General features: G+C 43.8%; 25 protein-coding genes. 13 read left to right on the top strand and 12 right to left on the bottom strand.

Features of this window, described 5'->3' with window-relative positions; translation table 11 throughout:
* Positions 1-99: 99 nt before the first annotated feature.
* Positions 100-2,124 carry a PhoX family protein gene (locus tag VFDL14_RS04855; RefSeq protein WP_032552677.1) on the bottom strand — a complete coding sequence of 675 codons (2,025 nt, stop codon included), beginning with the start codon at positions 2,122-2,124 and terminating at the stop codon, positions 100-102.
* 237 nt (positions 2,125-2,361) lie between these two features.
* Here VFDL14_RS04855 and VFDL14_RS04860 point away from each other — a divergent pair, with 237 nt between their 5' ends.
* From VFDL14_RS04860 to VFDL14_RS04880, 5 genes are all read left to right on the top strand, one after another.
* Positions 2,362-2,700 carry a YggL family protein gene (locus tag VFDL14_RS04860; RefSeq protein ID WP_032552676.1) on the top strand — a complete coding sequence of 113 codons (339 nt, stop codon included), beginning with the start codon at positions 2,362-2,364 and terminating at the stop codon, positions 2,698-2,700.
* A 268-nt stretch (positions 2,701-2,968) separates the two neighbouring features.
* Positions 2,969-3,652, top strand: a complete 684-nt coding sequence (locus tag VFDL14_RS04865; protein WP_032552675.1) for a spondin domain-containing protein — start codon at positions 2,969-2,971, stop codon at positions 3,650-3,652.
* A 9-nt stretch (positions 3,653-3,661) separates the two neighbouring features.
* On the top strand, positions 3,662-4,345 hold the full coding sequence (locus VFDL14_RS04870) for a spondin domain-containing protein (RefSeq protein WP_032552674.1): 684 nt from the start codon (positions 3,662-3,664) through the stop codon (positions 4,343-4,345).
* Positions 4,346-4,424: 79 nt separating this feature from the next.
* Positions 4,425-5,156, top strand: coding sequence for a response regulator transcription factor (locus VFDL14_RS04875; RefSeq protein WP_032552673.1), 732 nt, complete (start codon positions 4,425-4,427; stop codon positions 5,154-5,156).
* Positions 5,157-5,199: 43 nt separating this feature from the next.
* Complete coding sequence (locus VFDL14_RS04880) at positions 5,200-6,588, top strand: sensor histidine kinase (RefSeq protein ID WP_032552672.1); 1,389 nt, start codon at positions 5,200-5,202, stop codon at positions 6,586-6,588.
* Positions 6,589-6,619: 31 nt separating this feature from the next.
* Here VFDL14_RS04880 and VFDL14_RS04885 read toward each other — a convergent pair whose 3' ends face one another.
* Together VFDL14_RS04885 and VFDL14_RS04890 are read right to left on the bottom strand one after the other, a co-directional pair.
* The gene (locus VFDL14_RS04885) at positions 6,620-7,075 is read right to left on the bottom strand and encodes a hypothetical protein (RefSeq protein WP_032552671.1); all 456 of its coding nucleotides are present in this window, start codon (positions 7,073-7,075) and stop codon (positions 6,620-6,622) included.
* An 81-nt stretch (positions 7,076-7,156) separates the two neighbouring features.
* Complete coding sequence (locus VFDL14_RS04890; protein ID WP_032552670.1) at positions 7,157-8,107, bottom strand: DMT family transporter; 951 nt, start codon at positions 8,105-8,107, stop codon at positions 7,157-7,159.
* Positions 8,108-8,260: 153 nt separating this feature from the next.
* Between VFDL14_RS04890 and VFDL14_RS04895 the strand changes: the two genes are divergently transcribed.
* Positions 8,261-8,719, top strand: a complete 459-nt coding sequence (locus VFDL14_RS04895) for an Lrp/AsnC family transcriptional regulator (protein WP_032552669.1) — start codon at positions 8,261-8,263, stop codon at positions 8,717-8,719.
* A 106-nt stretch (positions 8,720-8,825) separates the two neighbouring features.
* Here the strand turns inward: VFDL14_RS04895 and VFDL14_RS24125 are convergent, their stop codons facing one another.
* Both VFDL14_RS24125 and VFDL14_RS04900 read right to left on the bottom strand, forming a co-directional pair.
* A complete protein-coding gene (locus tag VFDL14_RS24125) occupies positions 8,826-9,068 on the bottom strand; it encodes a hypothetical protein (protein WP_084181908.1) in 243 nt (80 codons plus the stop codon).
* Between the two features lie 203 nt (positions 9,069-9,271).
* Entirely contained in the window at positions 9,272-9,850 is a 579-nt protein-coding gene (locus VFDL14_RS04900) for a hypothetical protein (RefSeq protein ID WP_032552668.1), read from the bottom strand.
* 101 nt (positions 9,851-9,951) lie between these two features.
* Here VFDL14_RS04900 and VFDL14_RS04905 point away from each other — a divergent pair, with 101 nt between their 5' ends.
* The 5 genes from VFDL14_RS04905 (at position 9,952) to phaC (ending at position 15,467) form a co-directional block, all read left to right on the top strand.
* Positions 9,952-10,626 carry a hypothetical protein gene (locus tag VFDL14_RS04905; protein WP_032552667.1) on the top strand — a complete coding sequence of 225 codons (675 nt, stop codon included), beginning with the start codon at positions 9,952-9,954 and terminating at the stop codon, positions 10,624-10,626.
* A 550-nt stretch (positions 10,627-11,176) separates the two neighbouring features.
* Positions 11,177-11,917 (top strand): SDR family oxidoreductase, encoded by a 741-nt coding sequence (locus VFDL14_RS04910; protein WP_032552666.1) that lies wholly within the window; start codon positions 11,177-11,179, stop codon positions 11,915-11,917.
* Between the two features lie 20 nt (positions 11,918-11,937).
* Entirely contained in the window at positions 11,938-13,149 is a 1,212-nt protein-coding gene (locus tag VFDL14_RS04915; RefSeq protein ID WP_032552665.1) for an acetyl-CoA C-acetyltransferase, read from the top strand.
* 103 nt (positions 13,150-13,252) lie between these two features.
* Positions 13,253-13,597, top strand: a complete 345-nt coding sequence (locus VFDL14_RS04920) for a phasin family protein (protein WP_032552664.1) — start codon at positions 13,253-13,255, stop codon at positions 13,595-13,597.
* Between the two features lie 88 nt (positions 13,598-13,685).
* Entirely contained in the window at positions 13,686-15,467 is a 1,782-nt protein-coding gene (gene phaC, locus VFDL14_RS04925) for a class I poly(R)-hydroxyalkanoic acid synthase (RefSeq protein WP_032552663.1), read from the top strand.
* A 103-nt stretch (positions 15,468-15,570) separates the two neighbouring features.
* Here the strand turns inward: phaC and VFDL14_RS24120 are convergent, their stop codons facing one another.
* From VFDL14_RS24120 to napF, 6 genes are all read right to left on the bottom strand, one after another.
* A complete protein-coding gene (locus VFDL14_RS24120) occupies positions 15,571-15,708 on the bottom strand; it encodes a TIGR02808 family protein (protein WP_084181907.1) in 138 nt (45 codons plus the stop codon).
* Between the two features lie 11 nt (positions 15,709-15,719).
* Positions 15,720-16,298: a NapC/NirT family cytochrome c gene (locus tag VFDL14_RS04930; RefSeq protein WP_032552662.1), complete on the bottom strand. Its 579-nt coding sequence runs from the start codon at positions 16,296-16,298 to the stop codon at positions 15,720-15,722.
* A gap of 25 nt (positions 16,299-16,323) precedes the next feature.
* Entirely contained in the window at positions 16,324-16,779 is a 456-nt protein-coding gene (locus tag VFDL14_RS04935) for a nitrate reductase cytochrome c-type subunit (protein WP_032552661.1), read from the bottom strand.
* Between the two features lie 75 nt (positions 16,780-16,854).
* Positions 16,855-19,344 carry a periplasmic nitrate reductase subunit alpha gene (gene napA / locus VFDL14_RS04940; RefSeq protein WP_032552660.1) on the bottom strand — a complete coding sequence of 830 codons (2,490 nt, stop codon included), beginning with the start codon at positions 19,342-19,344 and terminating at the stop codon, positions 16,855-16,857.
* Positions 19,341-19,646 (bottom strand): chaperone NapD, encoded by a 306-nt coding sequence (locus VFDL14_RS04945; protein ID WP_032552659.1) that lies wholly within the window; start codon positions 19,644-19,646, stop codon positions 19,341-19,343. Before VFDL14_RS04945 ends, napA begins: the two co-directional genes overlap by 4 nt.
* Before the next feature lie 22 nt (positions 19,647-19,668).
* Positions 19,669-20,148, bottom strand: a complete 480-nt coding sequence (gene napF / locus VFDL14_RS04950) for a ferredoxin-type protein NapF (RefSeq protein WP_032552658.1) — start codon at positions 20,146-20,148, stop codon at positions 19,669-19,671.
* A 251-nt stretch (positions 20,149-20,399) separates the two neighbouring features.
* Between napF and narQ the strand changes: the two genes are divergently transcribed.
* Together narQ and VFDL14_RS04960 are read left to right on the top strand one after the other, a co-directional pair.
* Positions 20,400-22,130 (top strand): nitrate/nitrite two-component system sensor histidine kinase NarQ, encoded by a 1,731-nt coding sequence (gene narQ, locus VFDL14_RS04955; RefSeq protein WP_032552657.1) that lies wholly within the window; start codon positions 20,400-20,402, stop codon positions 22,128-22,130.
* Positions 22,117-22,749: a response regulator gene (locus tag VFDL14_RS04960; protein ID WP_032552656.1), complete on the top strand. Its 633-nt coding sequence runs from the start codon at positions 22,117-22,119 to the stop codon at positions 22,747-22,749. The genes narQ and VFDL14_RS04960 overlap by 14 nt, the downstream gene beginning before the upstream one ends.
* Before the next feature lie 103 nt (positions 22,750-22,852).
* Here the strand turns inward: VFDL14_RS04960 and dcuC are convergent, their stop codons facing one another.
* On the bottom strand, positions 22,853-24,220 hold the full coding sequence (dcuC, locus tag VFDL14_RS04965) for an anaerobic C4-dicarboxylate transporter DcuC (protein WP_032552655.1): 1,368 nt from the start codon (positions 24,218-24,220) through the stop codon (positions 22,853-22,855).
* Between the last annotated feature and the right edge of the window lie 62 nt (positions 24,221-24,282).

Genomic DNA, 24,282 nt, shown 5'->3' with positions numbered 1-24,282 from the left:
AATATAAAAAGAGCGATAGGGTATTTGGCCTTATCGCTCTTTTTGGTTTTCGCTAACTAGACAACAGTAAGGTAACTGAGCTTCGCTAGTATTGTGTATCTAAACCGCGATTTCACCACCATCTTCACGACGGATTACCACAGTTGCAGCTCTTGGGCGAACTTTGCCTTTTGTCTCAGCGGTTGCATCGTCAGACATTGGCCAGTTTGCCGGGTGCTGAATGTTTACAAACAGTGACTTGTAATCAGGGCTAATGGTAAAGCCTGTTACTTCACAGCCATTTGGACCAACGAAGAAACGCTTCAACTGGTTTTGGTTTTCCGCACTGATAACGGCATGGTCACCATTGTCATCAGTTAGCTGAGATGGAACGACAGCCAACATTTGATCGTTAGTGTACTGCGTCACTTCATCGGCACCGTTATCCGTTTGAATCCAAAGAATGCCACGGCCATCAAAGGCTAAGCCATCTGGGCTCGCGAATTGGTTGATATCGTTGAGACCAGAGCGGTTGACCTTTGGATCCGAAACCGCTGGTGAACCGAACACAAAAATATCCCATTGGAACGCATCAGCTGTTTTGCCTTCATCCCAACGGATCACATGGCCAAATTTGTTGTTAATGCGTGGGTTGGCTGAGTTCGCTTCTTTACGCTTAGTGTTGTTGGTTAGCGTTAGGTAAGCCGTGCCAGTCATTGGGTCAACTGCACACCATTCAGGGCGATCCATCGGAGTTGCACCAACAAGGTCAGCAGCGCCAGCAGTATTTACAATCAGCTCAGCTTGAGAGTTGAATGTGTCAGACAGTTTGCCACCTTTTGCAGCCATGCTGTCTAGTGTTAGTGGAAGCCAAGAGCCAGTGCCATCTTCATTGAATCGAGCCACATAGAGTGTGCCTTTGTCCATGTATTTGTCGCCAGCAACGAGGCGGTTTTCTGGCTTCGCATCTTTTGGATCCCACTTCGCGTCAGAAACGAACTTGTAAAGATATTCGAAGCGAGAATCATGACCAGAGTAGAATACAACTGGCTGACCTTCGGTTACCTTGCCAAACGTACAGCCTTCGTGACGGAAACAACCTAGTGCAGTACGTTTTTTTGCACGTGAATTAGCAGTATATGGGTCGATTTCAACGATGTAGCCGTGACCATGTGCTTCATTACGGTAGTCATCTTTTGCTGACTTGCCATTAGGAGTTACATCAAAGCGTGCGAACTCGTCTAGTCGCTCTTCAGCACTGCCAGCTAGTGTATCCCAGCCGTAACGTGTTTTATCTGTTGCAATACCGATACGCTCTTGCGCTGTGGTCGACTTGCCTTTGTTAACAAAGTAGCCTGGCCAGTTTTCCTCACATGTTAGATATGTGCCCCAAGGAGTGTAGCCATTACCACAGTTATTTAGTGTTCCTCGAGCTTGGCTACCGTCAGGAGAGTATTTGGTTTTCACCAACTCTGTGTGAGCAACAGGACCAGAAAGATCCATCGCTGTCGCACCTGTGTAGCGGCGGTTGAGCGGATCGTTGTCTACCATAACCCATTGATTGCCATCTAGCTTAACGCGAACGACACTCACACCATGTGCGTTGATCTCTTTACGCACTTCATCAATGCTGGTGCGAGCGCCATCTTGGTATGTTGGGCCATTAGGGTGCAGTGCTTTCTGGTCGATGTATTCGTGGTTGATAACCAGTAGACCATCGTTGTTGTTGCCGTCTAGCGGGAAGAAGTGCATGCCATCGTGGTGCATGCCGAGTGCGTTTGCTTGGTCATCGCCAGTGTTTTTACCATCTTCACGCCATGCATTACCTTGAGTGTTCAATGGTGTTCCCCAAGGGACAAGCACCTGTGCTACGTAACCTTTAGGTACAACGACACTGTCGGTCAGAGACCCTTTTACAGATTCAAAAGCAAGCTGTGCGCTGCTCTTTGCTGATGATGCGAGAGATGCCGCTGCAGCCGGTGCACTATGGCCTGCTAAGCCGAAAGCACCAAATGCCGTCATTGCACTGATACCTAAACCACCTTTAAGAATGCTGCGACGAGATAGGCCCGCTTCTAGCACTTCTTCAAAGGGTTTATTATCACTATTGTTAAAGCGACGGCTATCGAATGTTTCCTTGCTCATGAACTTACTTCCTATTGAGGTTGAGATGGTTATTAGAGTAATAGTTTCAATACGAGGCTAATCCTGATGGAAGTAAGTGACATATTTTTATAAATTATATTAAGGTTTTGTTGCTGTAGCACGATTCTTACGCTTTTGGGCTCAATGCCTTATAAATCTCTTTGGAATTGATGGGCAACTGTGTATAAATGCTTATATCCCCATGAGAAATGGGCGACACAATCAAGAGAGAACGCTATGAAATTAGATAAAATCGAAAACAAGAACCGTCGTCTACGTAAAAAGCTATACCTAGGTGAATTCGCCATTTTGGGTTTTGAAGTGAGCTGCACAACATCTATTACTGATTTTGACCAGTACGATGTATTCATCGATGAGTTCATTGATTTTATCGATGGTATCGGATTGTGCTTTGGTGGCGGGGGCCTTGAGCTGTTTGAAGGTTTTGTGTGTGCAACAGAGCGCTACCGTTCAGTAACAGAAGCAGAACAGTTGCAAGTAGCACAATGGCTTGAAGCTCGTGCAGAGGTGAGCAAAGTTGAAGTGAGCGAACTAGTAGACGCGAACTACCTATAACCTCATACTGCTTTAAATATTCAGTAGAATGTCTAAGCAAATCAGAACAATCAAGGCCCAGTGTTCACCCACTGGGCTTTTTTCTACGCGTTTGTTCAGACACTGTATCCTGAATGAGAGAAAACCAAGAAACTTGTGAGACTTTTATGAGAATTGAATGAAGTCGCTGATAGATCTCATTGCCATCCTATTTATCAACACCTTGGTCGACGACCATTTTTGATAAAGGCATAACTCGCTCAATGAGTGAAACTAGGATGGAATCATTATGAACAAGCAAAAAGTTTTCGGACTCACATTTTCTGCACTGGCATTATCTATGTCGGTTTCAACACTTAACGCGGCCGAGTTGGATATCTCTATTACCAATGCGACGAAAGGTATCTACTTCACACCGATTCTAGTCGCCGCGCATGACTCTAGTTTATTTATGTTTAGAACTGGTGAAACGGCCAGTGCTGAACTGGAAGCTATGGCTGAAGGTGGCGATATTTCAGGTCTATCGAATGTCATTACTAACGCTGGTGGTGTTGTATCGGAAAACCCAGCTAGCGGTATCCTAAACCCTGGAGTAACAGCGTCGCTGACTATCGATACTGGCGATTTGAAGTACCTATCTTTGAGTGCAATGCTTCTACCAACCAACGATGGCTTTGTTGGTTTAGATAGTTGGAAAATTCCAGAGCAAGCCGGTACCTACAAAGTTTCACTCAATGGCTATGATGCTGGTACAGAAGCGAATGATGAACTTGCTGGAAGCATGCCAAATCCTCCATTCATTACATTCGGTAGTGGCGGTACGGGTGTAGAGACAACCGTATCAAACAATAAAGTCCATATTCATCCGGGTAACATTGGTGATGACAACGCGACTGGTGGGATAAGTGATCTCGATAACAGCAGCCATCGTTGGTTAAACCCGGTTGCGACGATCACAATTGAAGTGAAATAGGGGGCAGTTATGAAATTACGTATTTTAGCCATTGCTGCTTCTGTGGGGGTGCTCGCAGGTTGTCCAAACGATGACAATGATCACTATTACCGCTACAACGTGACGGTAACGAATTTGACGCCAAGTCAACCAATGTCGCCGCTAGCTGTATTAAGCCACAATGGTAACTTTGAGCTGTTTGCTATTGGGTCAAGCGCGTCAACTGAACTCGAATATTTAGCGGAAGGCGGAAGTAACTCTCAGCTAATTGATCTGATGAACAGTGATAGTAATGTTTACCAAGGTGTGTCAGGTAATGGCTTGATTCTACCGGGGGAGGGTGACACCGTCACATTGACCCTTAACTATAAACAAGCTAAGTATCTCTCATTAGCCTCTATGCTAGTGAATACCAATGACGCGTTTATTGGTGAATCTGGTATCAATATCAAAACCTTGTCTGTCGGTGAGACCTTTACCATGAATATGGATGTGTGGGATTCAGGTACTGAGGCAAACAGCGAAACCGCAGCGACAATTCCTGGACCAGCAGGTGGCGGTGAAGGGTTTAATGCTGCTCGCGATGATACAGATGCAGTTTCATTTCACTCTGGTGTGATAAGCCAAGATGATGGTTTACCAGCATCGACGTTGAGCGCATCGCATCGTTTCTTGAACCCCGGCGCTCGTCTGTCTATTACTCGAATAGAGTAGATATTAGCCAATTGTATGAAATAATTCTTTCCATGTTCCGGTCGAATAGAAATGGACGCTACTGGAACATGGTTGAATTATGGAATCGACAGCAAACAAAATGACAGCGCAGATACTACTGGTTGAAGATGATAACGATCTCGCCGAATTAGTGGCAATGCACTTGCGCTTTCAGGGGCAAGAAGTGTGCAGAGTCGCCAGTATTGGAGAGGCAAAGTCTGCCTATCAAGAAAACGATTTTGATCTAGTCGTACTTGATCGCGGTTTACCCGATGGAGATGGCGTGGAGTTTTGTCGCTCTGTGAGAAAAGAGAAAGACTGGACGCCAATGCTGATGCTGACCGCTCGTGATAGTGAGATGGACAAAGTCTCAGGGTTAGAAGCCGGATTAGATGACTATATTACTAAGCCGTTCAGTGTCTTAGAGTTTCAAGCTCGAGTACGCAACGTGCTCCGAAGAATCAGTCACGAGGACCTTCCGGCTCAACCAACCTCTCAGCAAGAACATACGATGTCTTTTGGTCCACTGGTTATTGATATTGAGCTTCATCAAGTCGTGTTAGACGGAAGAGAGCTCTCTTTGACGGCTATGGAGTTTTCCTTGTTGTCATTTTTAGCAACCAAGCCTGGGCGCGTGTATAGCAAAGATCAGCTTCTAGACCATGTTTGGAACACTCACCATGCCGGATACCATCACACTGTGTGTAGCACCGTAAATCGTCTGCGCAGTAAGTTGGTTACTCAAGACGGTGAACAAAACTATATCCAGACGGTGTGGGGTGTTGGATATAAGTTTCATGCTAAGCACTGATTCGTTTAAGCTAAAATTGGATAGGGCAGATGGAGGTTGAGTTATGAGCTTCAAGTCTCGATTGATGGCATTCACTAGTATTTGGTTTTTGCTGGCGAGTGTGGCAATTGGTTTTACATATCATTGGCAAAAACAGACGATCGAGCAGAGAACCAAGCAGAGCTTACACAAGGACTTGGCGCGCCATATGCGTGATGACAATCCTCTTATGGTCGGGACTGATTATAACCCTGTAGCGCTTAAGAGCATTTTCCATACCTTAATGTTGATTGGCCCTGACTTTGAGATTTATTTTCTCGATGCTCAAGGTAAGATCACCACTCATGCGGCTCCTGAAGGCACAGAGATGATGGAGTATGTTGATTTAGAACCCATCCAACGTTTTCTCGCCAACGAAGCATATCCAATCTTAGGGGAAGACCCTCGTACGCCGACAGACCCTAAAGTGTTCTCTGTTGCAGCTATTCAAGAGTTAGGTTCAACGGTGGGCTATCTATATGTGTTGATTGGTAGTAATCGCCACGCTGTGATTGCGGATGCCCAAGTTGATTCCTCGTACATTGCACTCGCAGCTTTGGTATTGATATCGATTTTAGGTTTTGCAGTCGGCGCTTACATGCTAGTAAAACGAAGTTTGCTTAATCCTATTGAGAAAGTGACAGACAAATTGCAGCAGCAAGCAGAGCATGACTTTAGGTTAGAGCCTGATTTCACCAAGCAGGTGCCTGAATTAGTGCCTGTGGCGAGGTCTTACGAATTGATGGCCAAACATATACAGCAGCAGTTTCTGCACCTTGAATATCAATCTTCACAACGTCGCCAAACATTAATCCAATTAAGTCATGATCTAAAAACACCATTGTCTAGCGTATTGGGTTACTTGGAAACGTGGCAGTTACAGAATCCACAACCTGATCCTTTGATTGATGTTGCGTATCGAAACAGCAACAAATTATTCGAGCAACTTAACTCGCTGCTGGACACGGCGAAACAAGAGAAAGAGCTGCCGACTTATGAATACCGGACGATTGATTTCAATCGCTTACTGACGCTATGTGAGGAAACATTCAAGAATCAGCTCGATGCTAAACATATTAAACTCAACGTCAGAATCGATAGTGCTGTATCGATCGTCGGAGAACAGAAGTTGATCGAGCGATTGATGTTTAATTTGATGGAGAATGCAATTCGTCACGCTCCACACGATGGTGAGTTAAGCATTGTTGTCGAGCAAGGTACGCAAGATAAGCGAACAAGAGTAACCATTCAAAATGAGGTCGACAGCCTCGCCGCGAAAGGCTCGCTAGGTATAGGGACTCGCATCGTACAATCGATTTTGATGCTTCATCACAGTGTTCTAGAAACAACAAAGGCAGATAACACCTTTAAACAAAGTTTTTATCTGCCTTCTGCAAATGTTCTGGGGTCTTAGAGAGGGGAGCTAGGCTCACTCCAATAAGGTGTTATTGTTCGCCGTTCTGCTCGTTTACTTTTGCGTAGAAGTGAAGAAGTTCGGTGAGCTCTTTCACCCAACCGAATGCATCTTTCGGTGCATTCTTCAAAATCGATTCTACCTTTTCACAGTGAACCTCAATCGCGATCGCTTCTTCTAAATTGAATGAGATCGAGTAGAAGTGCCAAAGCAGAAGACGAGTCATACGGTCAATATTTTGCTGAGCGTTCTCTGATTCAGAAAATGCCAAATTGACTTCACCTAAAGCAATCGCCGTCATTCGTAGCATCGCGTCAAATTTAGCTGACTGCATGCGCTCTTCGCTGGTCACTTCTTCTTGCTCGAAGGTAAACAGTTCATTCATCGCATCTTCTGGAACCAGACGATGGATCATTCTTAGACTGAATTCTTCCAGCTCATGACGAGGCATGGTGATCAGGCAGTTAAGTGTGTAATCGCGTTGCATGACAATCTCTCTTTAGAAAAAGGTGCGCCAGTGTAAATGAGAAACAGCACGATAAAAAGTGAATTATCACTGTATCTTCTTTTATGCGTGGCGCTTTGGTGGCTCGTAATCGAGTGACGCATCCTTTTTAAGAAAGATGTTACTTGCGAGTAGGCTGCCACTGCAGATGAATGCAAGTGAGACCCAGCTGCTTACACTTGGTACTTCGTGGAAGATTGGGATAGCCAATAGAGTCGCGATAACAGGCGTTGAACTGCCAAAAGCGGCAGAGCGTTCAGCGCCAAGTGTTTGTACCGCGTATAAGTAAGTGGCTGCCGCAATAATCCCAGCTCCCACACCCTGAATCGCACTGTGCGTAAGTAATTCGTTGACTGGCCACTGGGTCATCGATTGTTCATATAGGTAGCTAGGAAGCACTCCTGCGACGATTAAAGCTATTAATAGGATACTCGACATCAAACTGATTAAGCCCGCTACGACAAGGGCATTCAGATTCGCAACTCGTGCTGAAATTGTGAATATCGCCCACATCAAACTGGCAAATAGAAACAGCACTTGGCCTAAAGTCTCAGAGCCAATTAATGAGTCATTAGTGTGTCCTTCATGCATAGACAAGCCAGTGAATAAAAAGATAACAATACCGATGATTACAAGCGCGAAGCCGATAATACGATGATGGCTGAGTGGTTGCTTAAAAAAGAACACTGCGATCATGGTAACGAACAGTGGCAATGTCCCCGGTACTAGCGCACTGCCTTGAGCAACAGGCACATACTGCATCGCTGAACTCGTAACCAGTAAGTAGGGCAGTCCGCAACCGATGAACATACCTATTAAGTAGATTTTAGGTACTGATGCAATTGCGTGGTGAGCTTTGTATACCAGAGGAAAAAGAACGAGTGACGGGATGAGAAATCGAGTCATTGCGATATCTGCGGGAGCTAATACCGAGTTCGCTCCTCCCTTTAAAGACAAAAAGAAACTAGCCCAAATCATTAAAGTGACAGCAATTGAGGTGTACCCGAGCAACATTGTATTTTTCCTATCCTTGGTTGATAGACATATTATGGAGCACGTGGAAAGGCAAAAATTGGCAATATTTACTTTGAATTAATGATTGCTTAACTGATATCGTTAGTTATTAGTAATTATTTGACGATTTACACCAATATGGGAGTCTGTGCGATGGATCGTATCGATAAACACTTGTTAGAACTATTGCAGCGAGATGGTCGCTTAACCATTGCAGAACTGGCGGATCTCGTCGGGTTGTCACCGTCTCCTTGTGCGAGAAGAATCAAGCGTCTAGAGCAGAATGGCATTATTGATAGCTATCGAGTGAGCCTATCCCGCAATCATGTTGGTATTGCAATGAGTGTGTTTGTGGAGGTGAGCCTAAGCAATCACCAAGAGAAATCGATCAATGAATTTGAACATGCCATTGTTGAGATGGAAGAGGTGATCAGTTGTCATGTTGTTTCTGGAGCGTACGACTACTTATTGGAAGTGGTTAGTGAAAACTTAAACGCGTACGAGTCGTTCACTAGGAAGTTACAGCGTTTAGAAAACGTCAAAGATATCCATACGCACTTAGCAATCAGGCAGGTTAAAGGGAATACACCGTTACCCATTTATAAGGGGTAAATTTGAAGCCAGTTAGCGAAGGTGTGAGCTGATGGAAAAAGTGTGGGGCTAGAAACGAAAAACGGAGCACATAAATGTACTCCGAATCCAAAATCAGTCGCTAATTTTAATGATATTTGAAATTGGAAATTGAACAATCTCCAGTTTTCGTGTCAATTCTGAATGAGAAAGCATGAGAATGGTAATCAACGCCGTCATTCCAAATTGTCTCGCCAAATATCTTGCATAGCTCTAGCTCACTTACTGAACCGAACTCTTCCATGTGTTTTACTACTGATAAAAGCTTAGCTCTTATCTCCGCAGTCCATTCCGTGTTACTCAAGCAGTTTAAAGCCATCGATTTTTGCATATTACCTAGCCAATATATTACTTGTTATTAAGTTATATGAATGGCCATCATAGCAATTTTTGAGAGTTTGTAAATATTTTTTGTGATGAGTGTCGCAGATAAATTTGGGTTTTGATGTTGTTTTAACCGATGTTGTTGAAATGGATAAAACTAACGTTACAAGTTGTTGAAAGTGTGAGTGTTTATAAAAACTACATAAATAGTCACTTCAGGTCGACGTCATCTCCCAGCGCCGCTTGTTTGGCCGAGCGTATAGAATTTGATTCATTAAGGTATCTGAGGGCGAGATTTCTGAATTTATCACTCAAACTGGCATAGTCTGAAATGAGTGTTTGTGTATGAGCAACGTGGCTCTGCGCTGTCTTATATTGATACTCTTGACTTTGTGAACGACAGCTCTCAGCGGTGCTTGTCCATCCGTCTCTTAGTTCAATGACTTGTTCGATCTCAATTTGTGTTAAATGTGCTTGTTTTAAAAGTAACTTATACGCTTGGCGTGCTGTTTCTATTTGCAAATTGAGCTGACGTTGAAAGTAAGGGTTGTTTTGCTTCCAAAACGAAATGAGCTCTTGGTGTGAAAATTGTTTTGAAAGAAAAATGTGTGATTTGAATGTTCCAAGAACAAGATTGAACTCCTTTGAGTAATCATTATACCGATTCTCTGCAGTCAATTGACTATCCAGTAACTGATCCCACTCATATTGGTTGCATTCAAAGGCATGAACTCGAAAGGTTATTGTGGCGGCTGCGAGTGCGATTAAACAGGCTGGCGCAAATCTCATACTGACCTCCATCTTCCTAACATATTGAATAGAGTATAGATGAGCATCAGAAAGAGTTGTTGTACACTGAGTTCATCTATGGAGAGTGAGTAGCATTTGTCATGAAAAAAGTAATCATAGCGTTGGTGATATTGTGTCTTCTTGGTGGAGGAGGAGCCGCCTATTACTTTTTAGTAATGAAAAAAGACGATGTGACTCCCCCTGAAGAGGAAAAGGCGCCTGTTGAACAGACGTCAGAAGATCCGCAAGAGGAGCTTAAGCCAATACTGGATCTATCTGCTTTGCCCGAACAAACCGACTATTACGTTTCTGAGCGAAAGATAGCGGTTTACGATGAACCGAATGTCGATGCTTTGATAAAGGATTATCTCTACAAAGGAGACCACATCGAGATCCTTGAAAAATCGAATGGTTGGGGACGTATCACCGACTACATCGTTTTGAGAGAGGGCGCACTAGAAATGGCAGAGTGGGTTGAGATGTCTAAGTTAAGCGAAGACGAGGTCATTATATCTGCCGATGAACATGTTGAGATCCTAGATTCATACTTGGTGAAGTCCGATGATCTAAAAACCTACCGTAAACCTTTTAGAGTTGCCGTTGACAGTTTAATCGAGAATGGCACCTGTGAGCCAGGTGATTTTGAAGAGCTTGGTGGTTGGGTCAAGTCGGTTAAGTACTCGAATCGCAATGTCTACTTCATTTATTGTGGCGGTTTAAAACTGGAAAACAAGATTTATTTAGACGCGGATACCGGTGAAATATTTTCACTTTAAAATATTAATTTAAATGAAATATATTTGAAATTAATATAGTCAATTAGACGTTAGTTTAGTGGTTAATAACAAAAAGCTCATCAGCTATGATGAGCTTTTTTTATTTTTGTATATTTATTTATTACCTTGGTTAATAACTTTTCTGTAGAGTGCTTTGGGAAGATTAATCAATGCGGTTAAAGTTGGATAACCAGTAATTATTACAGTGAATATGATAAAAATCAGACTTTGCACTTATTTTGTAATGCATGAAAAAATAATAACAATATCTACGAATTCAAACGCTTACATCTAATGTTGATAAAATTGCCAACAATAAAGTCATTGTAAATCAGAGTGTTATATCAATTTACAACCTGATAACATTTCATTGGGGTTGAGATCTAGGTCAAATTTTGGTCATTAAATATGAAATTAGTTTAGTTTGTAATAAAAGTTTTTAGTCCGAGCATGTAGGGTTTAATTAAAGCGATAGTCATGGATTTAATAAGACGCGCTAAGCATTTTTCTTAATAGTATTGTTATTTGCTTGTATCGGATGGAGTTATCAATGAAAAAACTTGCTTTAATTACAGGTTCGAAAGGTGGGATAGGTTCAGCAATTTCTTCTAAGTTGGTCGAACAAGGCTATCGTGTAATTGCGACTTACTTTACTGGTAATCACCAGTGTGCAGTAGATTGGTTTAATGAAAAACAGTTCACTTCAGAGCAAGTCAGATTGTTCGAGCTTGATGTGACTAACACTGAAGAATGTGCTCAGCGTTTAAGCAAGTTATTGGAAGAAGAAGGCACGATTGATGTGTTGGTAAACAATGCTGGCATCACACGAGACAGTGTCTTTAAGAAAATGGATGCAGCAGCGTGGCGAGACGTTATCGATACGAATTTGAACAGCTTGTTCAACGTTACCCAACCTCTTTTTGCTCCAATGTGTGAGAAGGGAAACTGTCGAGTCATTAATATTTCGTCAGTGAACGGACTTAAAGGTCAGTTTGGTCAAGCAAACTACTCGGCTGCAAAGGCTGGCATGATTGGCTTCTCTAAAGCTCTAGCGGCAGAGGGAGCGCGCAGTGGCGTAACCGTGAATGTTATCGCACCTGGTTATACCGCAACGCCTATGGTCGAGCAGATGAAATCAGAAGTACTTGAGTCCATTAAAGGCCAAATTCCAATGAAACGTTTGGCAACGCCAACTGAAATCGCAGATGCGGTTGGTTTCCTTGCAGGTGAATCGGGTGCGTACATTACAGGCGAAACGTTGTCTGTAAATGGCGGCTTGTACATGAACTAAGGACTCGTAAGGAATAAACCATGGAAAAGATATTCATTGTTGCTGCGAAACGAACGCCAATTGGTTCTTTCACTGGCGCTTTAAAAGATACATCTGCAGGTGAACTGGCTGGCGTGGCGATCAAAGGTGCTTTGGAAGCTGCGCAACTCGATCCTTCCAATGTTGATGAGGTCATCGTGGGTAACGTGATCTCAGCTGGGCAAGGAATGGGCGTTGCTCGACAAGCTTCACTGTTTGCTGGAGTTCCGCAAGAAGTCCCAGCTTACGGTGTAAACATGATTTGTGGTAGCGGAATGAAGTCGGTGATGGACGCAGCAGCCCACATTAAAGCGCAAGATGCCGATATTGTCGTTGCAGCAGGTGTCGAAGTGATGTCGCAAATCCCTTTCATTGTGCCTTCGTCAGTACGTAATGGGCACAAGATGGGCAACATCTCGATGACCGATCTCTTAATTGGTGATGGATTAACGGATGCGTTCAATCAGTACCACATGGGTGTCACGGCAGAGAACATCGCAAAAGAACTGAACATTTCTCGTTTAGCGCAAGACAACTACGCATTAGAGAGTCAGCAAAAAGCGGTTGCGGCGATTGAGGCAGGGAAGTTTGTTAATCAAATCGTTCCGGTAGAGGTGAAACAGCGCCGTCAAACCGTCGTTTTCGATACCGATGAATACCCTAAGTCAGATGCGACCTTCGAAGGTTTACAGAAACTAAGACCTGCATTCGATCGTGAAGGCAGCGTGACTGCCGGAAACGCTTCAGGCATTAACGATGGCGCAAGCGCAGTCATTGTCGCTTCAGAAAGCGCTGTGAAAAGACTAGGGCTTACGCCACTTGTGGAGCTCGAAAGCTATGCACAATCGGGGTTGGACCCGAAAGTAATGGGATTAGGGCCAGTAGAGGCAGTAACTAAAGCCTTGGCTAAAGCTGACGCTCAATTGAAAGACATTGAGTTGTTTGAGCTTAATGAAGCGTTTGCTGCTCAAGCTCTGGGGGTCATGTATCAGTTAGCTGAAGAGCATGACCTTCCGCTAGAGGCATTTAAGCACAAAGTGAACGTTAATGGTGGTGCGATCGCATTAGGTCATCCACTTGGCGCTTCTGGTAACCGAATTATTGTCTCTTTAATTCATGAAATGCTATCAACTGACGCCAAATCTGGCGTGGCTTCGCTGTGTGTCGGTGGTGGTATGGGTACGGCTGTTTTATTGAAAAACGTCAACGAGTAACTTCAGTAGTGGCGGGCGGAAATGGCTCCGCCACTGTTGGTCAACCTCTAGAAACGAACAATACGAATTGTAATTCAATCTTTGAAATCTTTAGGAGTTATGTATGTACACGGATATTTTTAAATCAATGACAGACCAAACAGAAAAGCAATTTGAACCTTACTTCAAGTTCAACAAGTTGATTGCTAAGAATGTAGAGGTTATGACTGAACTGCAAATGAACGCGATGAAGACTTATACAGATATGGGTCTAGCGCAAATGAAAGCAGTAACAGACATCAAAGACGTAAACGGTCTTGCTGCATTCAATAGCCAACAGCTTGCTGTACTTAGCCAACTGTCACAGCAAATGATGAGCGACAGCAACAAGTTCCAAGCTGCGGCGAAAGAGTTTAAAGAAGATGTGGAATCGTTGACAACGGAAAACCTAAACACAACATCTGCCTAAATTAAGTCGCCACTGGGTCATACGTGTAGTCTTTGGGATTATCTCTGTATGAAGTCAGTGGCGATTTTCCGATCATTGGAGTTAGATTATGTTCCAACACTTCTTTTCGGACTACCTTGTAAAACTTCAGCAGACAAACCAGCAATGGTGGGAGAACTTTGAACAAAGCAAGGAAGCCGCACAATCACCCCTCAATAAAGCGATGCAAGAGATCAATTTCGAAGATGCATCTAAGATCTTTGAGCAAGCCATTAACCAACCTGCAGATATATTGAAGCTTCAAACACAATGGTGGGAGCAGCAATTACGAATCTGGCAGAATACCGTTTTAATGGGTAATACCAGCAGCATCGTATCTGAAGAGCGCGACGATAAACGCTTTATCGACGACGCATGGAAGAATGACCCTTTCTATAACTTTATTAAGCAGTCCTATTTGCTGTTCAGTAAAAGCTATTTAGAGACAATTGAATCGATGGAAGGCATTGATGAGAAAACAAGAGAGCGTGTTGCTTTCTTCTCGCGTCAGGCGATCAATGCACTCTCGCCAACAAACTTCATTGCGACTAACCCTGAGTTAATGAAGATCACTTTAGAGCGCAACGGTGAAAACCTTGTCGATGGCTTAGAACAATTGCGTGCGGATATTGAGTCCAGCGCCGATATTCTCAAAATTCGTATGACTAACAACAATGCCTTTAGGTTAGGGCAAGATGTTGCGAATACGGAAGGGGACGTGGTGTTCAAAAATGAACTGTTTGAGTTGATTCAATATCACCCAAAGACAGAGCAAGTGAATGCGACGCCAATGTTGATTGTTCCGCCGTTTATCAACAAATACTACATTCTTGATCTTCGAGAAAAGAACTCAATGGTTCGCTGGTTGCTAGAGCAAGGACATAGTGTGTTTATGATGTCTTGGCGTAACCCTAGCGAAGCACAAAAAGACCTTGAGTTTGGTGACTATGTGACTGAAGGCGTTGTCAAAGCTGTCGCTGCCATCGAAGACATTACAGGTAGAGAGCAAATCAACGCGGCGGGCTACTGCATTGGTGGTACTGTGTTGGCTTCAACGGTCGCCTATTATGCGGCTAAGCGTATGAAGAAACGAATTAAGACAGCAACCTTTTTCACAACATTGCTTGATTTCTCTCAACCAGGCGAAGTGGGTGCCTACATCAACGACACCATTATCAGTGCCATTGAGAAGCAGAACGATATGAAAGGGTTCATGGACGGTCGTTCATTGAGCGTTACGTTCAGTCTGCTCAGAGAGAACAGCCTCTACTGGAATTACTACATCGACAACTATTTGAAGGGTAGTAGCCCAATGGAGTTCGACCTGCTCTACTGGAACAGTGACAGCACCAATGTTGCCGCTAAGTGCCATAACTTCCTGCTGAGAGAACTCTATTTAGAAAACAAACTCGTTCAGGATAAGGGCGTGAAAATCGGTGGCGTTTGGATTGATCTTAATAAGATTAAAATCCCAAGCTACTTTATCTCGACCAAAGATGATCATATTGCGTTATGGCAGGGCACTTATCGAGGTGCACTCAACACTGGTGGCAACAAAACCTTCGTACTTGGTGAATCTGGTCATATTGCGGGAATCGTCAATCACCCAAGCAAGAATAAGTATGGCTACTGGCTGAATGACAATCTCGATGATTCTGCACAAGAGTGGTTAGCCAATGCTAAACATAATGAAGGGTCTTGGTGGGTGCATTGGAACAAGTGGCTAGGCAGTTTTGAAAGTGATGAGCCGAGAGCGCCGTTTAACCGAGGGTCTGAGTTAAACCCTGTGATTGGAACTGCGCCGGGTGACTATGTGAAACAAGTATTGCCAATCGTGGATACTGAAAACTAACTCACTTTTCATTGTTTGATTCTGACACACGTAAATAATAAAAAAGCCACTGTAATCAGTGGCTTTTTAGTATCAACTAAATAGGCAAAAAAGTTGATGTTAATTAGTCGACTTCTTTATCTTTACCGAATGAAAGAATCCAGATAGAGATAGCAGCAACTACTGCGAAGCCTGAAAGAATGATGAATGGCATCGCGCTGTAACCAAGGATATGCCAAATTACTGATTCTAAAGTACTCATTGCTTATCCTCTTATTGCCAGCCTTCAACACCGTGCATGTCAGGCAGTTTGTGTGCGATACCTTTGTGGCAATCTACACATGTTTTTTCACCTGAAGCCAGTGCTGTTGAGTGCTGTTTAGCACTTCGTGAACTCTGCTCTGAGAAGTCCATGAACTCAAATTGGTGACAGTTACGACACTCGAGAGAATCGTTCTTTTTCAAACGAGCCCATTCACGTTCAGCAAGATGCGCTCGACGCTCTTTGAATTTTTCAGGAGTATCAATCGTTTTAGCAATAAAGTGAGCGTATAGCTCTTTTGATGCTTGAACTTTACGAACGATCTTATCAGTCCATTCATGTGGTACGTGACAGTCTGAACAGATTGCACGAACACCTGAGCGGTTTGAGTAGTGAATCGTCTCTTGGATCTCTTCAACGATAGGAGCGTGACAGCCAGAACAGAATTCTTCTGTGTTGGTTGCTTCCATCCCCGTGTTAAATGCACCCCAGAAAAGTAGACCACCTGCAAAGCCCATGAACAGTAGTACACCTGCTGCAGCTTTACTTGGCGTCGATAGCCTTTTCCAAAACGTTTTTAATAGTTTCATAAATTCGCCTCTTCTCAGGTACGGATTAGCGAAGAGATTCTACGCGCTGGTATTCATTCTCAATCAATGGTTTTGCATTTGCTTGAGGTACGTGGCACTGAAGACAGAAGTAACGACGAGGTGATACGTCTGCAAGTACAGCATCTTCACGGTTCATGTAGTGAGTAACACTGATCTTAGTTGCACCCATCTCTTTCGCGTTTTTCCAGCTGTGGCATGACAGACATTTGTTCGCGTTAAGAGACACTTCGTAGCTACGAGTTGAGTGTGGGATCAACGGTGGCTGGTAAACGAAGTCGCTTTCTAGTACTTGTTCACGAGGGAACTTTTTAAAATCATCTGCAGGACGAGTTGACTCTAGCTCGCTAGCACCACGTAGTGATTCTACACCACCGATACCACCTGGGTTTTCAAGCTCAGCTTGAGCAACACCAGCGATCATTGCACCAACAGATAACAGTGTGATGAGTAATTTTTTCATTATTTATTCTCCGCCGAATGGCTAAATTCTTATAGCGGGCTGCACAAAGGCTGCAGCCCTGACATTCTTAACTAATTAAGCGACTTTTGTGATTTTAACTGGGCACTTCTTGAAGTCTGTTTGCTTCGATAGTGGGTCAGTTGCATCTAGAATCAGCTTGTTGATTAGAATGCGCGCATCAAAGAATGGTACGAATACCAAGCCTTGTGGTGGACGGTTACGGCCGCGAGTTTCAACACGAACTCGTACTTCACCGCGCTTGTTAGAAATAAGAACTTCTTCACCACGACGAACGCCACGAGCTTTCGCATCAGCAGGGTGCATGTAACACACCGCATCTGGAACTGCTTTGTAGAGCTCAGGAACACGACGAGTCATAGTACCTGTGTGCCAGTGCTCAAGAACACGGCCAGTACATAGCCACATGTCGAACTCAGAATCTGGTGCTTCTGGTGGCGCTTCGTACGGTGCAGAGATGATCAATGCTTTACCATCTGGCTTACCGTAGAAGTCCCAACCTGAGCCTTCTTTCGCATATGGATCTGAACCTTCTTTGTAACGCCAAAGTGTCTCTTTGCCGTCAACAACAGGCCAACGTAGACCACGTACAGTGTGGTAAACATCGTATGGTGCTAAATCGTGTCCGTGGTCACGACCAAACGCAGCGTACTCTTCGAAAAGGCCTTTCTGGATGTAGAAACCAGCTGCTTTTGCATCATCGTTCAGCTCTTGAGCTTCAGATAGAGGGTACTTGTTCACTTTGCCGTTTTGGAAAAGCATGTCGTACATTGACTTGCCACGCCATTGTGGAGCTAGTGCTAGTTGCTCTTCAGTCCAGATCTCTTCCATCTTGAAGCGTTTAGTGAATTCCATGATTTGCCATAGATCCGACTTCGCGCCTTCAACTGCAGGAACTTGTTGGTACCAAGCTTGTGTACGACGCTCTGCGTTACCGTAAGCACCTTCTTTTTCGATCCACATTGCTGTAGGAAGAATCAGGTCGGCTGCTTGAGCTGTTGCTGTTGGGTATGGGTCAGAACATACAATGAAGTTCTCTGGGTTACGGTAGCCCGGTAGACGTTCGTTGTTGATGTTTGGCCCAGCTTGCATGTTGTTGTTACACATTACCCAGTAAGCGTTTAGCTTGCCGTCGTTAAGCATACGGTCCTGAAGAACCGCGTGGTAACCTGGTTTTGGTGGGATAACGCCAGTAGGGATGTCCCAAATTTTTTCTGCGTACTCACGGTGTTTAGGATTCATTACCACCATGTCTGCTGGTAGACGGTGTGCAAATGTACCTACTTCACGAGCAGTACCACATGCAGATGGTTGACCTGTTAGTGAGAATGGGCTGTTACCAGGAGTTGCGATCTTACCAACCAATAGGTGGATGTTGTACACAAGGCTGTTCATCCATACACCACGAGTATGTTGGTTCATACCCATAGTCCATAGAGACATTACTTTTGTGTTTGGATCTGCGTATTGCTTCGCTAGTTCGATTAGCTTCTCTGGTTCAACACCTGAAATTTCAGATGCTTTTTCTACTGTGTAAGGTGCAACAGACTTCTTGTACTCTTCGAAAGAGATAGATGTCATTTTGCCAGAGTTTGGATTCGCTGCAGCTTGCTGTAGTGGATCTTCATCACGTAGGCCGTAACCGATATCAGTGTCCGCTTGCTTGAAGTTCGTGTGCTTGTTCACGAAGTCCCAGTTAACCGCATCGTTTTCGATGATGTAGTTAGCGATGAAGTTTGCAATCGCAAGGTCAGATTGTGGGTTAAAGATATAACCTTGGTCTGCTAGCTCAAAAGAACGGTGGTAGTAAGTAGACAGTACGTTTACTTTAACATGTGGGTGGCTTAAGCGACGGTCAGTAATACGAGTCCATAGGATAGGGTGCATCTCTGCCATGTTAGAACCCCACAGAACGAAAGAATCTGCGTGTTCGAAGTCATCGTAACAACCCATTGGCTCATCGATACCGAAAGTACGCATAAAGCCAACTACAGCAGAAGCCATACAGTGACGAGCGTTTGGATCGATGTTGTTAGAACGGAAACCTGCTTTCATCATTTTTGCAGCAGCGTAACCTTCCATTACTGTCCATTGGCCAGAGCCGAACATACCAACAGATGTTGGACCTTTCTTAGCCAGTGCTTCTTTCCACTTTTCAGCCATTACGTCGAAAGCTTGATCCCAAGATACTGGTGCGAAATCACCATCTTTGTGGAACTTGCCATCTTTCATACGAAGTAGCGGCGTATCTAGACGATCCTTACCGTACATGATTTTTGAAAGGAAGTAGCCTTTGATACAGTTAAGACCTTTGTTTACTGGTGCTTCTGGGTCGCCTTGAGTCGCAACCACTTTACCATTTTGAGTACCTACCAGTACTGAACAACCCGTACCACAAAAACGACAAGGCGCTTTATCCCACGTGATTTTTGTTTCATCTGAGCTGGCGATCAGGTTAGCTGCTGTTGCTGGTAGAGTTACACCTGCAACGGCTGCTGCTGATGCAGCCGCGTTTGCTTTCACAAACGCACGTCTTGTCATTTTCATACTTCACCCTCGATTTGAGAATTATTGCTTCCAGTGTCTAATTCTGATTCGTCTAGGTCTGTTTCAACTTGGTGGTAAACCAAAGCGGTTCCTAGAACGTTCTGTATATTATTAATTGCTTCTATCGTGTCGGTTACAAAACCTTGGTTCTCTGTTTCCAGCACGACGATGATCTTGCCTTCAGGGCTATCACCATAAATCTCAGCATTATCGAATTTTTCGATTTCAGCTTTGATTTCGGAGAGATGCTCTGGGCTCACATGCACGACTAAACTTGAAATATGTACTTCGTTTAGCGACATAAACTGCTCTCGTTATTTTTATTTATGCATTACTCACAAGGATAGCTGAAGTCGGGCAAACTGCTACGCAAGCACCACATCCGCTACACTCATCTAAATCGATTTTTGGTAGGGCCACACCACCGGCTCTGAGTTGAAACTGTATGGCCATTGGCTCACACATATCACCGCAGCTGCGGCACTCAACGTTGTTTTGGGCTAAGCATTTGTCTGAGATAGACGCTTTAGCTTGCCAAGGTGTTTCTTGTTCACTTTTAAAAATGGGTTCGGGACAAACATCGGCACATTGGTAACAAAAAGTGCATTCATCAATTGAGAAATCGACAGTAGGGAACCCTCCGTCGCCCAACACAATGATGCTCGTTTCACATTTATCGATGCACTTTCCACAGCGAGTACAGTCATCAGTAAAATTGTCTAGCTCTTTAATCCAAGGTAACCGGATTAGGCTTAAATCCACTTTTTTACGAGAAAACAGACGCCGTTTTGATAAATCTAGCACATGCTCACCTTAAATGTTGCTAAGATGTTGTAATTGTAGACTGTTTGTTCATTAACATCTTGTAATTTATCCTCACATACAGTGTAGTTTTAGAAACATTTGCATAAATACCCCCTAAGGGCTAATTGGGGTTGTATATTGTCTTAGATCAATAAATTACGCGGCGATCGGTCACATATTGGTTGGAGCTATGAATTTCGATATGTGACAATAATCGCCGTTAAGCTACTTCGAACGATTGGGAATTTCTTTTGCTTATTAAACCTGTTTCATCTCTTACGAGCACCATCGCTAAGTCGCTGCTTTTTATCTTGCTTTTATCGGTAGCTACAACGGGGTTTGCAATCTTTACTTTAGCGTCAAGCCTTAATGACGCGGAGGCGGTCAACGTTGCTGGCTCAATGCGAATGCAGAGCTACCGTCTGGCTCATGATATTCAAGTACAATCAGTCGATTACGACGAGCATATACGAGAGTTCGAAGCATCTCTGTACTCAGAGTCGATGGCTGACCTAGTAGGTTGGGAAGTTCCGACGCATATCACAGAAGACTACTATTTGATCATTGGTCGATGGCATGAATTGAAGCAGGTACTCAATAGTTCGGACAGACAACACTACTTAGTACTCGTTGAGAATTTCGTTTCTGAAATCGATGGTTTCGTATTTAAGCTCCAAGAATTTTCTGAAAATAAACTCATCAAACTGGCGTGGGCTGGTGGTATTGGACTGGGTGGGATTCTAGTCATATCTCTTTTTGTTGTTCATTTTGTCCGTAAACAAGTTGTTAAACCACTGCATGCTCTAGTCGCGGCGAGCCATAGAATCAAAAACAGCGACTTTGAAGTCCACTTGGAAGTCACAAACAACAATGAGCTTGGGATTTTAACTAAGACCTTCAACTCGATGACGCGAGACTTAGGCGCACTTTATCGAAACTTAGAAGATGTTGTGGATGCAAAAACCAAAGAACTCCAGAGTGCGAACCAATCTTTGCAAGCTCTTTATAACTCGTCTCAAGAACTGCGTGTAACGCGAGTCTCGCCAGAAAACTTCAGAGCTATTCTTCAACATTTAGTGAGTTTGGAAGACATTGAGTCACTAAGACTAGAGATCTTAGATACCTCTGGTCGCTCTTTTGTACTTGATGAAGGGTATGACGAGAATTCTCACTACGAAAAATTTGAAATGAAGCTGGATGACAGTGAAATCACGCTTGGCTATTTGTATTGTTGCTACCACCATGGGCATTCAACAAAAGCGTTAATTGATAACTTTATTCGCCTACTTTCACGTGCGGTATACTATAACATTGCACAGAAACAGGCAGAGCAGCTGATCATCATGGAAGAGCGTGCGACGATAGCACGTGAGCTTCATGACTCGCTAGCTCAGTCACTGTCTTATTTGAAAATTCAAGTTACTCTCTTAAAGCGAGTGATAGGAAAACTCCCTGAGCATAAACACAGAGAACAATCAGAACAAATTGCTCTAGAGCTGGGGAATGGGCTCGCAGAGGCTTATACTCAACTAAGAGAGCTGTTGACGACCTTTAGGTTATCAATCAAAGAGGGTAATTTTGGAGATGCTTTAAGCACCATGCTTGAGCAACTCAGTGAAAGAACAGATGGCACGATTAATCTAACCAATAATCTGTCGTCGATTGAACTTGATGCACATAGCCAAGTTCATCTGCTTCAATTGATCCGTGAAGCAACCGTAAATGCAATAAAACACGCCAATGCCGATTTGATCGATGTATGTTGTAACGATGAAAATGGCGAAGTATTAGTCGTGATAAAGGATAACGGAGATGGTTTTGACCATAGTACCGCTAAGGTAAATCACTATGGCATGAGTATAATGCAGGAGCGCGCGGCAAGGCTGAACGGCGAACTAACGATTGAAACAGCGAAAGGCAAGGGCTGTACAGTCATTCTAAAGTATAAAAGTTTGAAGGAAGTTAATCTTGACGATTTGTAAAGTAATGTTGGTCGACGACCACCCGTTGATGCGCCGTGGTATCAGTCAGCTACTCAGTTTTGAAGATGAATTTGAAGTAGTCGGAGAAGCAAGCAACGGCACAGATGCAGTCGCAATGGCTCATGAAGAAGATCCGGACCTGATCCTATTGGATCTGAACATGAAGGGCATGTCAGGGTTAGATACCTTGAAAGCACTACGTACTGACGGCTCTAGCGCAAATATTGTGATTCTTACCGTTTCTGATAGCCCAGCAGACATTGAAGCGATCGTAAAAGCTGGCGCTGATGGCTACCTTCTAAAAGATACTGAGCCTGATGAGCTGATTGAACTTTTGAAAAAGGCGCATAGTGGAGACAAAGCGTACAGCAGCGTGGTTGCCCGTTACCTTAGCGATGCTGAAAGTCGCGAAGACATTTTTGACCAGCTGACTGAACGCGAAATGCAGATCCTCCAAGAGGTTGCGAAAGGTTACCGTAACAAACAAATTGCTGATCATCTTTTCATCTCTGAATCGACCGTTAAGGTACATATGAAGAGCTTGCTCAAGAAGCTACAGGTTGCCTCAAGAACAGCTGCAACGGTTCTGTACCTAGAGCGTTACGGTGAGATGAAGTAATTTCGTTTCTCGTTAAGCGCTTCTTATATTCAAGAGAATAAACAAAAACGCCAAACTCAGTGAGTTTGGCGTTTTTATTGGTGTTAACTAAGTTAGCGATTCATTATGCAGCCATTGGTACCAATACCAATGTACCGAAGATCACCGTTATCAGACCACAAATCACTGGTACAGAAGTACGTTTTACTACTTCAAATGGGCTGATTTTACCCATACCTGAAGTCGCCACAACTACACCAGATACTGGAGAAATTGTACGGCCTAGGTTAGATGCTTGAAGCATTGGAATGATAAGGAAAGCAGGGTTCAGACCCATCTTCGCAGCTAATGAAGGTGCAAGTTCAACGAATGCGTAGAAAGGTGCATTACCAGAACCTGTCGCGATTGCAGCTGCTACCGTCAGACCTGTTAGGATAAGCATTAGAGCGATACCGCCAGCACCAGCAGCTTCTGCGAGTCCAATTAGGTTGTCGATTGCACCGATAGACATCAGGCCTTGCGCGAACACACCTGCTGCAACCAATAGCATTACTACGCCTTTAAACGCTTCTGCCATACCTTGGTAGCAAGAGTCTAAGTCTTCCAGTGTTTTCTCGCCATCGAATTTCTTAACTACATAATCGACCAGCGCGCCTACAAAAATAGACCCTACAACAATGGTGTAGATATCAAGCTGTAAGCCAGGAATAGTACGGCCGTTGAATAGGAAAACACCGATAATTGGTAAGAACGGTAGAGCAGCATAGAAAGCTGGAGCATTCGCTTCGATCTCTGACACATCAATCTTTTCCATTGGCGTGTTTTCTTTCTGGTCTAGGTACTTATTCCAGAAGAAAGCCGCTGCAGCCATCACGATGATTGCACAGATAGAAACAGGGAGAACTGTTTGAACTGCAAACACGTCTAGCGCTAAGCCTGATTTCTCTGCAGCAATGACAACGTCACCTGATGTAGGAGAAAGAATGATTGCAGCAGGAGACGCACACACTGCTACAGCAGCAGGACGAGAGATACCCATAGCAGTCATCATTGGGAATAGGGTAGCCATCAATAGCACGCCAAGACCCGTTGCTGAGCTAACTGCTAGAGACATCAGACACGCTACGATGTAAGCCGCAACTAAAAGCGCATAAGGAGATTTGATGACAGATAGTGGCTTAGAGAACTGTTTTACAACGACATTGTTTGCGCCAATATGGGTCATATAAGATGCGAAACCACATAGAAGCATGATTTGCATACCCAAACCGCCGCCACGGTACTGAAGCATGTATTTAACAAATTCAAGTGCATCGGTAACCATGTTACCTGTAGACGCAACTTTTGCAGGTAGAACAGTATGACCAATCAACCCCGTGATAAGAAGTAACGCGATACCCGCTGTAAGTAGTACGCCCGCAGCCTTGTAGCCTTTAACAATAAAATAGCCAACGGCAATGGTTACCACTAATCCAATTAAGAGTTCTAACATAGAAATCTCCACTAAGTTTTAAAAAATATAAGAAACTGTTTCAGAATATGTCATCGAATGTA

Source organism: Vibrio fortis, assembly GCF_000695685.1.
GTDB lineage: Bacteria > Pseudomonadota > Gammaproteobacteria > Enterobacterales > Vibrionaceae > Vibrio > Vibrio fortis_A.
Note: the sequence above shows the minus strand (reverse complement) of the source record. Positions and strands in the feature narration are given on the sequence as shown.

Bases quoted from the DNA above. Each gene is read 5' to 3' on its own strand.
- VFDL14_RS04855 (WP_032552677.1), bottom strand. From the start codon at position 2,124: ATGAGCAAGGAAACATTCGATAGCCGTCGCTTTAACAATAGTGATAAT.
- VFDL14_RS04860 (WP_032552676.1), top strand. From the start codon at position 2,362: ATGAAATTAGATAAAATCGAAAACAAGAACCGTCGTCTACGTAAAAAG.
- VFDL14_RS04865 (WP_032552675.1), top strand. From the start codon at position 2,969: ATGAACAAGCAAAAAGTTTTCGGACTCACATTTTCTGCACTGGCATTA.
- VFDL14_RS04870 (WP_032552674.1), top strand. From the start codon at position 3,662: ATGAAATTACGTATTTTAGCCATTGCTGCTTCTGTGGGGGTGCTCGCA.
- VFDL14_RS04875 (WP_032552673.1), top strand. From the start codon at position 4,425: ATGGAATCGACAGCAAACAAAATGACAGCGCAGATACTACTGGTTGAA.
- VFDL14_RS04880 (WP_032552672.1), top strand. From the start codon at position 5,200: ATGAGCTTCAAGTCTCGATTGATGGCATTCACTAGTATTTGGTTTTTG.
- VFDL14_RS04885 (WP_032552671.1), bottom strand. From the start codon at position 7,075: ATGCAACGCGATTACACACTTAACTGCCTGATCACCATGCCTCGTCAT.
- VFDL14_RS04890 (WP_032552670.1), bottom strand. From the start codon at position 8,107: ATGTTGCTCGGGTACACCTCAATTGCTGTCACTTTAATGATTTGGGCT.
- VFDL14_RS04895 (WP_032552669.1), top strand. From the start codon at position 8,261: ATGGATCGTATCGATAAACACTTGTTAGAACTATTGCAGCGAGATGGT.
- VFDL14_RS24125 (WP_084181908.1), bottom strand. From the start codon at position 9,068: ATGCAAAAATCGATGGCTTTAAACTGCTTGAGTAACACGGAATGGACT.
- VFDL14_RS04900 (WP_032552668.1), bottom strand. From the start codon at position 9,850: ATGAGATTTGCGCCAGCCTGTTTAATCGCACTCGCAGCCGCCACAATA.
- VFDL14_RS04905 (WP_032552667.1), top strand. From the start codon at position 9,952: ATGAAAAAAGTAATCATAGCGTTGGTGATATTGTGTCTTCTTGGTGGA.
- VFDL14_RS04910 (WP_032552666.1), top strand. From the start codon at position 11,177: ATGAAAAAACTTGCTTTAATTACAGGTTCGAAAGGTGGGATAGGTTCA.
- VFDL14_RS04915 (WP_032552665.1), top strand. From the start codon at position 11,938: ATGGAAAAGATATTCATTGTTGCTGCGAAACGAACGCCAATTGGTTCT.
- VFDL14_RS04920 (WP_032552664.1), top strand. From the start codon at position 13,253: ATGTACACGGATATTTTTAAATCAATGACAGACCAAACAGAAAAGCAA.
- phaC (WP_032552663.1), top strand. From the start codon at position 13,686: ATGTTCCAACACTTCTTTTCGGACTACCTTGTAAAACTTCAGCAGACA.
- VFDL14_RS24120 (WP_084181907.1), bottom strand. From the start codon at position 15,708: ATGAGTACTTTAGAATCAGTAATTTGGCATATCCTTGGTTACAGCGCG.
- VFDL14_RS04930 (WP_032552662.1), bottom strand. From the start codon at position 16,298: ATGAAACTATTAAAAACGTTTTGGAAAAGGCTATCGACGCCAAGTAAA.
- VFDL14_RS04935 (WP_032552661.1), bottom strand. From the start codon at position 16,779: ATGAAAAAATTACTCATCACACTGTTATCTGTTGGTGCAATGATCGCT.
- napA (WP_032552660.1), bottom strand. From the start codon at position 19,344: ATGAAAATGACAAGACGTGCGTTTGTGAAAGCAAACGCGGCTGCATCA.
- VFDL14_RS04945 (WP_032552659.1), bottom strand. From the start codon at position 19,646: ATGTCGCTAAACGAAGTACATATTTCAAGTTTAGTCGTGCATGTGAGC.
- dcuC (WP_032552655.1), bottom strand. From the start codon at position 24,220: ATGTTAGAACTCTTAATTGGATTAGTGGTAACCATTGCCGTTGGCTAT.